This is a genomic window from Variovorax sp. V118 (genome assembly GCF_041154445.1).
Classification (GTDB): Bacteria; Pseudomonadota; Gammaproteobacteria; order Burkholderiales; family Burkholderiaceae_C; genus Variovorax; species Variovorax boronicumulans.
Map to the genome: position 1 here is coordinate 4819811 of NZ_AP028663.1, position 13470 is coordinate 4833280.

Genomic DNA, 13470 nt, shown 5'->3' on the forward strand with positions numbered 1-13470 from the left:
GGACAAGGTGCCGGGCCTTCAGACCGCGGCGTGGGAAACAGCGCCGGCTACATCGCCTTCGCCGAAATAGAAAGACTGGATGTCGGCGCGCTGGCGCAACGCCTGCGCGTCACCGCTCAAGACCGCCACGCCGGCATCGAGCACGGTCGCGCGGTCCGCGTACTGCAGCGCCACGGTGGAGTTCTGCTCGGCCACGAGGATCGACAGGCCCTCCTCGCGGTTGAGTCGCCGCAGCTGCTCGAAGATGTCGCGCACCACGAGCGGCGCGAGGCCCATCGACGGCTCGTCGAGCACCAGTAGCCGGGGCCGCGACATCAGCGCGCGACCGATGGCCGTCATCTGCTGCTCGCCGCCGGAGCTTAGGCCCGCCAGGGTCTTTCGCCGGTCCTTGAGCTTCGGAAAGATCGCGTAGACCCGCGCAAGGTCTTCGGCGGCTTCCGCGCGTCGCGCGCTGCGCCCGAGCGCGCCGGTCAGCAGGTTCTCCTCCACTGTCAGCGTGCGAAAGCAGTGGCGGCCCTCCAGCACCTGCACCAGGCCCAACCGCACGAGGTCGGCCGGGCTCGTGCGACCGGTGTCGCGTCCGTCGAAGACGATGCGCCCCGCCGTGACCTCACCGCGCTCGGCCGGCAGCAGGTTCGACACCGCCTTGAGCGTCGTCGACTTGCCCGCCCCGTTGGCGCCGAGCAGCGCGTGGATCTCACCGACGCGCACCTCCAGGCTCACGCCGTGCAGCGCGACGATCGAGCGCTGGTACGCAGCCGCTACCGCCTCGATGCGCAACAAGGGGGCCGTCACCTCAGCTCCACGCGTGGAACGGTGGCTTCACGCCATTGAGGAAGTAGTTGCCCACGATGGCGTACTTCCAGCGCACCGGGTCGTGCAGCGTGTGCGTGCGCGCATTGCGCCAGTGGCGGTCCAGGTTGTACTGGCCCAACGTCGAGCGCGTGCCAGCCAGTTCGAAGAGCTTGTTGGTCGCCAGGATCGCGATTTCGGTGGAGAGCACCTTGGCCTCGGCCGTCGCGATCTGCGCTGCGGCCACGCTGTCGGCACCGGGTGCGGCCACCGCGCGGTCGATGGCGCGGCCCGCGCGCTCCAGCAGCGCTTCGCTCGCATGCAGGCGGATCTGCAGGTCGCCCACGGCCTGGATCGAATACGGGTCTTCCCATGCATGCTCACGCTGGCTGTCGATCCACGGACGCGTCTTGGTGCGGATGAAATCGACCGTCTCGGCAATAGTGCCGCGCGCAATGCCCACATCGACCGCCGCCTGGATGATCTGGAAGATCGCGCCATCAGCCGAAGGCGTGTCGTAGCCCTTGAACGCCGGGATCAAGTGCGACTTGGGCACCTTCACATGGTCGATGACCACCGTGCCGCTGAGCGTGGTGCGCTGGCCGAAGGCCGACCAGTCGTCGATCACCGTGAGGCCGGTGCATTGCGATCGGCCACCACGTACCAGGTGTTGCCTGCTTCGTCGTTGGCCACGATGGGCACGTAGTGCGCGAGCAGCGCGCCGGTCGAATAGAACTTCTTGCCGGTCACCACCACGTGGTCGCCCGCGTCGGTGAAGCGCGTCTCGAAATCGGCCGCGCGCTTGGAGCCGGACTCCGAGAACGCATTGCCCCAGCGTACGCCGCGCAGGAAGTCGGCGAAGAACAACGTCTGCTGCGCCGCGTCGGACACCGTGCGCACCGCGGCGACGAAGCCCAGGTGGTTCTGCGTGATCTGCCCGAGCGAAGGGTCGGCCGCCGAGATGATCGCGATCACCTCGGCCAGCGTGGCGTACGACACGTCCGCACCGCCGAAGGCCTTGGGCACGTTGATGGCCCAGAGGCCGCTCTGTGAATAGGCGTCGATCTCCTCGACGGGCCAGCGACGCAGGCGGTCGCGCTCGGAGGCGCCGACGATAAGCCTCGCCGCCAGGGCATGCGCCACGGCGATGGCTTCGGCGTCGTCGCGGATCACATGCGCCGGCGTGTCGGACAGTGGCAGGCCGGGCACTGCGTCGTTGGCTGCGGCCGGTGCGGATGCGGAGGATTGGAGAACAGCGGACATCGGATGGCCTTTGGAATGGCGAGTGATTTCGAATGAGGACGTGCGTTGGGTTCAGTCGTCGATGCTCTTGCGCACCTTGACGTTCTTTTCCTTGGCATAGGCCAGCGAAGACTTCTCGATGATCGGCCGCAGCAGCTTCCAGTCGGGCGCGATCCAGTCGGACACCACGTTCCACTTGCTGCCGTCCCATTGCTGGAAGGCCACGCGGCCATCGCCTTCGTGGTTGTCCCAGGTCACGTTGATCGAATGGAACAGGCCCTTGGCACCGAGCGCTGCGGCGCGTGCCTCGTCGATCTTCAGGTTTTCCAGGCCCCAGCGGATTTCGTCGCCGGTGAGCGTGCGCTTGCCGAACTTCGCCTGCGCGATGCGGATGGCCTCCACGTTCAGGATGCCGTTGAGCACGCCGAGGTTGTGATAGACGCTGCCGATGCGCTTGGTGTCCTGCAGGTTGCCCTTGCCCGCACCGTAGACGACCTTGGTGATGTCCTGCAGCACCGGATACTGCGCGCCGGCCGCCACCGTGGTGATGGCCACGTAGCCCTTGGCCGCATCACCCGCGGGGATCACGTCTTCCTCGGAGTTGGACCAGACGTTGCCCACGATGTGGTCGACCGGAAAGCCCGTCTTCTGCGCCGTCTTGAGCGCCACCGGGTTCATCACGCCCCAACCGCGCAGCACCACGTAGTCGGGCTTCACGCGGCGGATGGTGAGCCACTGCGACTGCTGTTCGTTGCCCGGGTGCGGCACCTCGATCTGCTGCAGCGTGAAGCCGTACTTCTTGGCCAGCAACTCATAGATCGGGATGGTCTCCTTGCCGTAGGGCGAGCCGTGGTACAGCACCACGATCTTCTTGCCCTTGAGCTTGTCGGCGCCGCCCTCCTTGCCCGCGATGTAGTTCACGATGCCCGAGGTTTCGCTGTACGGGTTGAGCAGCAGCGGAAAGATGTACTTGAACACGCGCCCGTCGGTGGTGTCGGTGCGGCCGTGGTTGATGGTGAGCAGCGGCACCTTGTCGGCCGTCACGCGGTCGATGAGCGCATAGGCGATGCCGACCGACAGCGGGTTCCAGGTCGCGATGCCGGGGCGTTGCTTCAGGCGCTCGTACACCTCCACGCCGCGCTCCACTTCATATTGCGTCTCGCCCTCTTCCCAGGTCAGCTTGACGCCACCCACGCCGCCGTCGCGCGTGTTGACCAGGTTCAGGTAGTCGATGAAGCCGCCAAAGAAGCCCGTGCCGCCGGCCGCGTAGGGGCCGACGCGATAGCTCTGCAGCGGGAAGAACTGCTCGTTACCGTCGGCATGCGCGAACTGCAGGCCGACCACAGACAGGGTGGCGGCCAGGGCCGCGGTTTTCAGGTGCTTGAGGAAGGACATGGTGATGAAGGCTCTTAGGATGCGAAGGAAGAAGGAAATGGAATCAGAAGTGGTGTGCGCTCAGGCAGGCGCGAGCCGCTTGCGTGCGCGGTCCCACAGGGCGACCAGCCCCTGCGGCTCCGCGGCGAGAAAGAAAATGATCAGCGCGCCCAGCACGATGCGCTGGCTCATGTCGAGCACGCCCGAATCGAACCAGCCGCCGAACAGGAAGCTGCCCACGCGCGAGAGCAGCAGTGGAAACACCACGATCAGCGCCGCGCCGAAGAAGGCCCCGCGGATCGTCGCCAGCCCGCCGATGATCACGATGAAGAGAATCTGGAACGAGCGGTCGAGGTTGAAGCCCGCCGGCTCCACGGTGCGCAGGTACACGAAGCCCCACAGCACGCCCGCCACGCCGACGATGAACGACGACACCGCAAACGCCAGCAGCTTGGTGCGCAGCACCGGCACGCCGATGACGCGCGCCGCCAGCTCGTTGTCGCGCACGGCAATGAAGTGGTGGCCCGTCTGCGTTCGCACCAGGCGCCATGCCAGCAAGGTAAGCACCGTCACCACGACCAGCGCGAAAATGTAGCGCCCCACCGGCGTGTCGAACACGATGCCGGCCACTTCGAGCGCGGGCGCATCGATCACGCCAGAGGCGTTGTCGTTGCTGAACCAGCTGAACTTGGTCAGCGCCCATTGCACGAAGAACTGCGCGGCCAGTGTCGACACCGCGAGGTAGAAGCCGCGCAGCCGCAGGCTCGGAAGGCCGAACACCAGACCGACGGCCGTGGCGGCCAGCCCCGCGAGGCCGATGCTCACGAACAGCGGAAGCCCTTCCACGCGCAGGTTGAAGTTGTAGGCCGCAAAGGCGCCGACCGCCATGAAGGCCGCGGTACCCAGCGACAGCTGGCCCGCGTAGCCGGTCAGCAGGTTGAGCCCCACCGCCGCGAGCGACAGCGCGAGGAACGGAATCAGCAACGCGTCGAACACATAGCCGGACGCGACGAACGGCAAGACGCCGAAAGCGATGACCAGAACGACCAGCGGCAAGGTCCATGGAGGCACGGAAACGGTACGCATGGCTCAGGCACGCTCGACCAGCTTCTGCCCGAACAACCCGCTCGGACGGCTCAGCAGGAAGGCCAGCGCGGCCACGTACGCGAACCAGCTCTCGATGCCACCGCCCACGAAAGGCCCGATGTACACCTCGGCCAGCTTCTCGAGCGCGCCGATCACCAGTCCGCCGACGATCGCGCCCAGGATCGAATCGAAGCCGCCGAGCACCAGCACCGGTAGCGCCTTCAGCACCACCAGCGACAGCGAGAACTGCACGCCCAGCCGCGCGCCCCAGAGCAGGCCGGCCACCAGCGCGATGACACCGGCCGCGGCCCACACCGTGGCCCAGATGCGCGGCAGGCGCAGGCCCACTGCAATGGCCGCATAGGTGTCGTCCGCCACCGCGCGAAACGCCAGGCCCACGCGGGTGTAGCGGAAGAAAGCTGAGAGCAACGCGACCATCACGCCGGCCGTTGCGGCTGCGAACAGGTCGAAGGTCGAGACCATGATGCCGAGGAACTGCAGCGGCTCGTCCGCAATACCCAGTTCCAGCGCGTGCACCTGCGTGCCCCACACCAGCTGCGCCACGCCCTCGATCACGTATGAGAGGCCCAGCGTCGCCATGAACAGCGTGATCGGCGGCTGGTTCACCAGCGGCCGCAACACGGTGCGCTCAATGACCAGGCCCAGCAGCACCATGAGCGCGAAGGTCAGCAGCAAGGCGAGCGCAAAAGGCACGTTGCGCTCCACCAGGCTCACGAAGGTGAGCGCGGCGAACAGCAGCTGCGCACCCTGCGCGAAATTGAGTACGCCCGAGGTCTTGTAGATCAACACGAAGCCGATGGCCACGAGCGAATACATCACACCCGAGAGCAGGCCGCCGATGAGCACCTCGGCGAAGAAGCTGAGATCGGAGGCATCCATCAGCCCTGCTCCGCTTGGTCGTCGTCGTGGGCCACGCCCAGGTAGGCGTCGATCACCGCCGGATCGCTGCGCACTTCGGCCGGGGTGCCGTCGGCGATCTTGCGGCCGTAGTCGAGCACGGCCACGCGGTCCGACAGGCCCAGCACCACGCCGATGTCGTGCTCGATCAGGAGGATGGTGGTGCCGAACTCGTCGCGCGCGCCGCGCACGAAATGCGCCATCTCGCTTTTCTCAGTGACGGTCATGCCGGCCATCGGCTCGTCCAGCAGCAGCAGTTGCGGCGCAGCGACCAGTGCACGCGCCAGCTCGACGCGCTTTTGCAGTCCATAGGCCAGCGTGCCGGCCAGCCGCTCGCCCACGGCGCCCAGTCCGAGGAAGCCGACGATCGCGTCGGCCCGCGCGCGTGCATCTTCGCGTTCGCGGCGCGCGCGGCCGAGGCCGATAAGCTGTTCGATGAAGGTGGAGCGCGCCGCATCGACGCGGCCGAGCACGATGTTGTCGCGCACGCTCAAGCCCTTGAAGAGCGCAAGGTTCTGGAAGGTGCGCGCGATGCCCAGCCGGGCCAGCCGCGCCGTCGGCATATGGCCGAAGCTGCGCCCACCGATCCACACGCGCCCGCGGTCGGGCCGGTACAGCCCGCTGATGACATTGACCAGCGAGCTCTTGCCGGCACCATTGGGCCCGATGACGGCGCGGATCTCTCCCTTGGCGATCGCGAGGTCCACGCCCGACAGCGCGGTGACGCCGCCGAAGGACAGGTCGATGCCCTCCAGCCGCAGCACGGCCGAGGTCGCGGTATCTTCCCCAGCCGGCGCCGTGCGGCCCGCCGGCACGAAAGCCACCGGATCGACACCGAGCGAGACCGGCCCCGCCTCGAAGAAAAGATCAGGCATCACCAGGTTCACGCCACGGCTTCCAGCGCTGCCTTGCTCGGCTTTTCTCCGCGAGCGGCCAGCTCCGCTTCGAGCTTACGCACCAGCGGCAACACCTTCTCGCCGAAATACTCCACCTCTTCGATGAAGTGCAGGAAGCCGGTCAGGATCAGGTCGACCCCGATGGCCTTGAGCGCCACGATGCGCTCGGCAATCTGCTGCGGCGTTCCGATTAGGTTGGTGCGAAAGCCGTCGTTGTATTGCACGAGGTCTTCGAAGGTGGACTTGGCCCAGTTGCCCTCGCCCTCGGGCGAGGCCTTGCCTGCCTGCTTGACCGCGTCGCCGAAGGCATGCACCGCCTCGACGTGGGCGTGCTTGATGATATCGGCCAGCACGGCCTTGGCTTCTTCCTCGGTGTCGCGGGCGATGACGAAGGCGTTCACGCCGATGCGCACCGTGTGGCCGTTCTGTGCGGCCTTGGCCTGGATGTCGTCGATCTGCTCCTTCAGGCCTTCGGGCGTGTTGCCATTGGTGAAGTACCAGTCCGACACGCTGGCCGCGTTGTCGCGCGCGGCACGCGAGCTGCCGCCCTGGAAGATTTCGGGGTGCGGCTTTTGCACCGGCTTCGGGCTCAGCGTGTATTCGCTGAAGCGATAGAAGTCGCCCTTGAAGGTGAAGTTGTCCTGCGTCCAGATACCCTTGAGCGCGCGGATGAATTCGTTGGAACGGCGGTAGCGCTCGTCGTGCTCCAGCCATGGCTCGCCGATGGCCTGGAATTCGCCCTTGAACCAGCCGCTCACCACGTTGATGGCGATACGGCCGTTAGAGATGTGGTCGATGGTGGCGATCTGCTTGGCCACCACGGCCGGGCTCCACGGGCCGGGCAGGATCGCGGCCAGCACCTTGAGCTTGGTGGTCGCATGCAGCAGCGCCTGGCTGAACGACACCGACTCGTGCTGGTACTCCGCGCCGTAGCCCGCGGTGAAGCGGATCTGGCTCAGCGCATATTCGAAGCCGGCCGTCTCGGCCGCGAGCGCCAGGCGCTGGTTGTATTCAAGGCTCCAGTCGGTGCGCTGCTCGATGGTGCTGACCACGAGGCCGCCGCTGACGTTGGGCACCCAATAGGCGAACTTGACGGGGGCGGGGGTGGAAGGCGTTTGGCTCATGGCAAGGCTCTTTCTCTGTAAAGGTCGAAGGGGCTTCAGGCGGGCAGCGCCACGGCCCTGCGACGGGCGGGTGCAGGCGTGGAGGCCGGGGAGGCGTCACGCAGTTGCGGCACGGCACGCGCGACGGCCAGCGCGATGCGCTCGCACAGCGCCGGGTTGGCGATCTCGTAGCCCTCGAAATCCTTCTCGACCGCGTAGACGCCGATGGGCAGCGTGCGCGCCTGGAAGAAGCTGAAGAGCGGGCGCAGCTGGTGGTCGATGACCAGCGCATGCCGGTCGCTGCCGCCGGTGGCCGCAAGCAGCACGGGCTTGTCGGTCAGCGCTTCGTGGTGAACGAAATCGAACAGGTGCTTGAACAGCCCCGTGTACGAGCCGCGGTACACCGGGCTCGCTACCAGCAACAGGTCAGCCGATTCAATGGCCGCAATGCTTTCTTCGACCACAGCGGGCAACTGGTTGCGATAGAGCACACCGGCGAACTGCGGGCCGATCTCGCCGAGCGAGATCACGCGCGCATCGATGGCGACTTCATCGCCGAGCGCAGCCAGCAGCTCATCGACCAGCACCAGCGTGCGCGAGGGACGTTGCAGGCTGCCGGAGACGGCAACGACTTTCAGTTTTCGACTCATGGTGATATGACCTCTGTTTGGAAGCTGCGATCAATTCACAGCGCACTGGATATAAGCGAATGGCATGCCACCTTCTTTTCCCTTATGAATCAACAAGTTAGAAAAAAATGGTGGCTTGCACTCATGCTGAATCGGCAGCAGGCTGCGGGTGGGTTGCTGACGGGGCAGCAGCGCGCAGTCCATAGTTGTTTGGCGCGTATAGGTATGCGCACACCAAATGAACGCCGGACAGCAACCCGAGGGGAAACCTGCTTCTCACGCAGCAGCCGCCGCGGGCGCCTGAAAGCACAACGGGCCTGCGACGCGAGGTCGCAGGCCCGTTGCATCGGACGCCAAAGTTCAGGAATAGAAACTGGGTTGCGGCACGCGGGCATTGAGCGCCCAGTCGCCGAGCTCGCGCAGCTTGTAATCCACCGGATCGTGCAACGTGTGAACGCGCAGGTTGCGCCAGTAGCGGTCGAGGCGCAGCGCCGCGGTAGTGGCGCGCGCGCCCGTCACTTCGAACATGCGGTGCGCCACCTCTAGGCTCGCGCGTGTGCTCGCGACCTTGGCAGCACCGACCGCCACAGCCACCTGGCCGCGCTCGCGCTCGTCGAGCGAAGTGCCACGCAGCCAGGCCTGGTCGAAGGCCGCAGCCGCCTGGTCGAGCAGCAGGCGAGCGCCCTGCAGCGCGAGCCAGAAGTCGCCGTAGTGCGTGAGCACGTAGGGATCTTCGTTCGCGGACGAGGCTGTCGAGAACAGCCAGGGACGGCCTTGCTGCAGCGTGAAAGACTTCGCCTCTTCGAGCGCGCCTTCGCCCAGCCCGAGGTAGATGTTCGCCAGGATCAGCTGCGCCAGCAGCGGGCGCAGGCAGGCGAACGGCGTCGAGAGCGGGCCGGGGTCGAGCAGCAGTTCGTTCGCGTCGACGCGAACGTTGTCGAACAACACGCTGCCGCTATCGGTCTGGCGCTGGCCCATATTGTCCCAGTCGCCCTGCACCGCAATGCCTGCGCGCTGTGTGGGCACGACGCCGATCAGCAGGCGGTCGTTTGCATCGAACGCCGAGGCGAGCAGCATGTCGGAGTCGCTCGCGCCGGAGCAGAAGCTCTTGCGGCCCGAGAACACATAGCCGCCATCGACCGCCTGCGCGCGCGTGGACTTTTCGAGCGGGTTCAGCGCATTGCCCCAGAACCATCGGTGCGCGCGGGTCTGCTCGATCCACGGCTGCCACTGCGCGCGTTGCGCGAAGAGCTGCGTGGTCGCGAGCAGCAGGTGATGAAAGGCGAACAGGTGCGCCACCGAACTGTCGACGCGCGCAAAGCCGCGCACCACGTCGAGCGTCTGCTGCCAGCTTGCGCCGAGACCGCCGAGTTCGGTCGGAACGCTGAGCATGAGCAGGCCGCTGGCCCGCAGCAGGTCGCGCTCGGCCTTGGGCGTGCCGCCGCGCTGGTCACGCTCGACGGCGGTCTGTGCCAATGTCTGCGTGATGCGCTCCGCGGTCGCGTGCCACGGCACGACTTCGTCGCCAGCCTCTGCAGAGAAGTGCTTCATGCGGCGGCCTTCTCGCGCACGGCTTCATTCGACGACGACGGCACGATGTCGTTGGCGATCACTTCGCCGAAGGGGCCCGTGATGTTGGCCTGCCCCGCCGGGCGCACATGGTCGAGCGGCAGCAGCGGGAACAGCAGCTCGGCCACGCGGTACGCTTCTTCGAGGTGCGGGTAGCCCGAGAAGATGAAGGTCTCCACGCCGAGCGCGGCGTACTCCTGGATGCGCGCCGCCACCTCTTCGGGGCTGCCCACGAGCGCCGTGCCCGCACCGCCGCGCACCAGCCCCACGCCGGCCCACAGGTTGGGCGACACCTCCAGCTTGTCGCGCCGCCCGCCGTGCAACGCCGCCATGCGCTGCTGGCCCACCGAGTCGAAGCGCGAGAAGGCCTTCTGCGCGGCCGCGATGGTGTCGTCGGTCACATAGGAGATGAGCTCGTCGGCGGCGCGCCATGCGGCTTCGCTGGTCTCGCGCACGATCACATGCAGCCGGATGCCGAAGCGCAGCGTGCGGCCATGCTTCGCTGCCGCAGCGCGGGCCTTCGCGATCTTGTCGGCCACGTCCGCCGGCGGCTCGCCCCAGGTGAGGTACACGTCGACCTGCTCGCCCGCGAGCGCAATGGCGGCATCCGACGAGCCGCCGAACCACAGCGGCGGATACGGCTTCTGCACCGGTGGATAGAGCGTCTTCGCGTTTTCCACGCGCAGGTGCTTGCCCGAGAAGTTGACCGTTTCGCCCGCCGCCACGCCGCGCCAGATGCGCAGGAACTCGTCGGTGACTTCGTAGCGCTCGGCATGCGTGAGGAAGCTGCCATCGCCGTGCTGCTCGTCTGGGTCGCCGCCAGTCACCACGTTGATGAGCAGCCGGCCATCGGAAAAACGATCGAGCGTCGCGGCCTGCCGCGCCGAGACCGTCGGTGAAATGATGCCGGGACGGATCGCCACCAGGAACTTGAGGCGCTCGGTCTGCGCCGCGAGCGACGAGGCGACCACCCACGAGTCTTCGCAGGAACGTCCCGTGGGAATCAGCACGCCTTCGTAGCCCAGCTCGTCGGCGGCCTGCGCCACTTGTCGCAGGTAGCGATGGCTCACGGTGCGCGCGCCGCGCGAGGTGCCGAGGTAGCGGCTGTCGCCGTGCGTGGGGAGGAACCAGAAAAGTTGCATGCATCAGTTCAGCAGTTAGCGTGCCAGTCGCCCTGCCTGCGGGAACATACCGAAACGCGCGATTTCTGCTGCTCCAGCAGCAGCCAAGCACCACATCTGCTGCGCGCGACACATCGGCCTCAGCGCATTGCTGCCATGGAAGCAAAACGAGGATCGATAGACGGATCGCATCGTTGGTCGGGCACGCCTTCGCCACGAACATGCTGCTGACGCAGCAACTGTGCTGCCTGCACACCACCGAGGGCTGCGTGAGTTCCGTTCTTTCCATTCCGGTTTCCGAATCGCACCGCGACATCGCACGCGAACTCATGAAAGGCTTCGCCGCGACCGCGGTCGAACGCGACGAGCGCGGCGGCACGCCGAAGACCGAGCGCGACGCGCTGCGCGACAGCGGCCTGCTGGCCCTGAGCATTCCGCACGAGTTCGGCGGCGGCGGCGCCGACTGGCGCGAGACACTCGACGTCGTGCGCCTGCTCGCGCAGGCCGACAGCTCGATCGCCCACGTGTTCGGCTTCCATCACTTGATGCTGGCCACCGTGCGGCTGTTCGCGCGGCCCGCGCAATGGCAGCCGTGGTTCGAGCAGACCGCGCGCCGCCGCTGGTTCTGGGGCAATGCTCTGAACCCGCTGGACGACCGCACGGTGGCCAGCGCGCACGAAGGCTGGCGCGAGTTCACCGGGCAGAAGAGCTTCTGCTCGGGCGCGCTCGACTCCGAGATGCTCATCGCCTCGGCGCGCGAAGCGGGCAGCGGCGCCTTCATCGTCGCGGCGGTGCCCACGGCCCGCTCGGGGATCTTCGTGGCGCCCGACTGGAACAACATCGGCCAGCGCCAGACCGACAGCGGCAGCGTGACCTTCGAGAAGGTGCGCGTGGAGCAGCACGAGGTGCTGGCCGACCCGGGGCCGCTCTCGACCCCGTTCGCGTGCTTGCGCCCCCTGGTATCGCAGCTCGTGCTGGCCAACATCTACCTGGGCATTGCAGAGGCGGCCTTCGACGACGCGCGGTACTACACGCTGCACGAGTCGCGCCCCTGGCATGCGGCCCAAGTGGCGCAGATGCACGACGACCCCTACGTGTTGGGCCACTACGGCGACTTCTGGGTCGGCCTGGAGAGCGTGCGGGTGCTGGCCGACCGCGCGGCCGACCGGCTCGACGCGGCATGGCGGCGCGGCCCGGCGCTCACCGAGCGCGAGCGCGGCGACGTCGCCGTGGCCGTGGCCACCGCCAAGGTCGCGGCCACGAACACGGGTCTGGACATCTGTACGCGCATGTTCGATGTGGCCGGCGCGCGCGCGACGCACGGCGGCCTGCGGCTGGACCGCCACTGGCGCAACCTGCGCACCCAGACCTTGCACGACCCGGTGGCCTACAAGCTGCGCGAGCTCGGCGAATGGGCCCTCAAGCAGAACTACCCCGTACCGACCTTCTACTCATGACCGCCTACACCCGCCCTCTCGCTGTGCTGCCGCCGGCCAATGCTGCCCCCGGATCGGACGAAGACTGGGATGCGCCCCCCCCGCCCACGCTCCTCACGCTGCCCAACCCGCGCAAGCTCACCACCTCAATCCGCGCCACCGCCCAAGTGTTCCAGGACCCACGCTCGGCCGCGCTGCTCGAGCGCATCCGCATGGTGGCGCCCAGCGACGCCAACGTGCTCATCATCGGAGAGACCGGCACCGGCAAGGAGCTGATCGCGCGGCATGTGCACGACCTGAGCCGCCGCAGCGGCAAGCCTTTCGTGGCCGTGAACTGCGGTGCCTTCTCCGAGAGCCTGGTCGAGAGCGAGCTCTTCGGCCACGAGAAAGGCGCCTTCACCGGCGCGTTCTCGGCCAAGACAGGCTGGTTCGAGGCGGCCAACGGCGGCACGCTGTTCCTCGACGAGATCGGCGACCTTCCGCTGTCGATCCAGGTGAAGCTGCTGCGCGTGCTGCAGGAGCGCGAGGTGGTGCGCCTGGGCTCGCGCAAGAGCGTGCCGATCGACGTGCGTGTGGTGGCCGCGACCAACGTGCGACTGCAGGACGCAGTGGCCGCCGGCCACTTCCGCGAAGACCTGTTCTACCGGCTGCACGTGGTGCACCTGGCGCTGCCCACGCTGCGCGAGCGGCCCGGCGACATTCTTCCGCTGGCGCGGCATTTCATTGAGGAGTACCGCCAGCGGCTGGGCTATGGCGCCGTGCGCCTCGATGCGAGCGCCGAACACAAGCTCTCCGAGCATGCCTGGCCCGGCAACATCCGAGAATTGGAGAACGTCATCCACCACGCGTTGCTGATCTGCCAGCACAGCGTGATGAGCGCCGAGCACCTGCACCTGTCGTCGCTGAACATCCAGCGCCGTTCGCCGGACCCCGAGCCCCGAGGCAGCGCCACGCCGCAACAGGCGCTAGAAACCGTGCTGCGCGACCTCTTCAACGAGCCGAATGAACAGTTGTTCGAGCAAATCGAGGAGGCCGTGATGCGCACCGCCTTCGAGTTCTGCCACCGCAACCAGGTGCAGGCGGCCAAGCTGCTGGGCATCAGCCGCAACGTGCTGCGCTCGCGCCTCATCAAGAGCCGGGAGATTTCGGCACTAAAGTAGGCGCACCGACTGATGTTGCAGAGCTCGCCAGCGAGCCGCTGCTGGAGATGGGCCCAATAGCGCCTCGATCACGCGCCTGATCGACGCCATGATGCTCAACCAGAACGACGAATGCTCGCACAACCTTCGCCACATGTAGCTTGA

General features: G+C 67.0%; 11 protein-coding genes and 1 pseudogene. 2 read left to right on the forward strand and 10 right to left on the reverse strand.

Annotated features, from left to right (window positions below; all coding sequences use genetic code 11):
• Positions 1-18: 18 nt before the first annotated feature.
• The 10 genes and pseudogenes from ACAM52_RS22470 to ssuD all read right to left on the reverse strand — a co-directional run bounded on the left by ACAM52_RS22470 (position 19) and on the right by ssuD (position 10751).
• Positions 19-795 (reverse strand): ABC transporter ATP-binding protein, encoded by a 777-nt coding sequence (locus ACAM52_RS22470; protein ID WP_369631419.1) that lies wholly within the window; start codon positions 793-795, stop codon positions 19-21.
• 1 nt (position 796) lies between these two features.
• Positions 797-2055: pseudogene (locus ACAM52_RS22475) on the reverse strand (SfnB family sulfur acquisition oxidoreductase).
• A gap of 51 nt (positions 2056-2106) precedes the next feature.
• Positions 2107-3429, reverse strand: coding sequence for an ABC transporter substrate-binding protein (locus tag ACAM52_RS22480; protein ID WP_369631417.1), 1323 nt, complete (start codon positions 3427-3429; stop codon positions 2107-2109).
• Between the two features lie 60 nt (positions 3430-3489).
• On the reverse strand, positions 3490-4494 hold the full coding sequence (locus ACAM52_RS22485) for a branched-chain amino acid ABC transporter permease (protein ID WP_369631416.1): 1005 nt from the start codon (positions 4492-4494) through the stop codon (positions 3490-3492).
• A 3-nt stretch (positions 4495-4497) separates the two neighbouring features.
• Positions 4498-5394 carry a branched-chain amino acid ABC transporter permease gene (locus ACAM52_RS22490; protein ID WP_369631415.1) on the reverse strand — a complete coding sequence of 299 codons (897 nt, stop codon included), beginning with the start codon at positions 5392-5394 and terminating at the stop codon, positions 4498-4500.
• Positions 5394-6287 carry an ABC transporter ATP-binding protein gene (locus ACAM52_RS22495; protein WP_369631414.1) on the reverse strand — a complete coding sequence of 298 codons (894 nt, stop codon included), beginning with the start codon at positions 6285-6287 and terminating at the stop codon, positions 5394-5396. Before ACAM52_RS22495 ends, ACAM52_RS22490 begins: the two co-directional genes overlap by 1 nt.
• 8 nt (positions 6288-6295) lie before the next feature.
• Positions 6296-7432, reverse strand: coding sequence for a dimethylsulfone monooxygenase SfnG (sfnG, locus tag ACAM52_RS22500; RefSeq protein WP_369631413.1), 1137 nt, complete (start codon positions 7430-7432; stop codon positions 6296-6298).
• Between the two features lie 35 nt (positions 7433-7467).
• Positions 7468-8061: an FMN reductase gene (msuE, locus tag ACAM52_RS22505; protein WP_369631412.1), complete on the reverse strand. Its 594-nt coding sequence runs from the start codon at positions 8059-8061 to the stop codon at positions 7468-7470.
• A 339-nt stretch (positions 8062-8400) separates the two neighbouring features.
• Positions 8401-9591 (reverse strand): acyl-CoA dehydrogenase family protein, encoded by a 1191-nt coding sequence (locus ACAM52_RS22510; RefSeq protein WP_369631411.1) that lies wholly within the window; start codon positions 9589-9591, stop codon positions 8401-8403.
• Entirely contained in the window at positions 9588-10751 is a 1164-nt protein-coding gene (gene ssuD, locus ACAM52_RS22515) for an FMNH2-dependent alkanesulfonate monooxygenase (protein ID WP_369631410.1), read from the reverse strand. The genes ACAM52_RS22510 and ssuD overlap by 4 nt, the downstream gene beginning before the upstream one ends.
• A gap of 308 nt (positions 10752-11059) precedes the next feature.
• Here ssuD and ACAM52_RS22520 point away from each other — a divergent pair, with 308 nt between their 5' ends.
• Entirely contained in the window at positions 11060-12187 is a 1128-nt protein-coding gene (locus tag ACAM52_RS22520; RefSeq protein WP_369632728.1) for an acyl-CoA dehydrogenase family protein, read from the forward strand.
• Entirely contained in the window at positions 12184-13326 is a 1143-nt protein-coding gene (locus ACAM52_RS22525; protein ID WP_369631409.1) for a sigma-54 interaction domain-containing protein, read from the forward strand. Before ACAM52_RS22520 ends, ACAM52_RS22525 begins: the two co-directional genes overlap by 4 nt.
• Positions 13327-13470 lie beyond the last annotated feature (144 nt).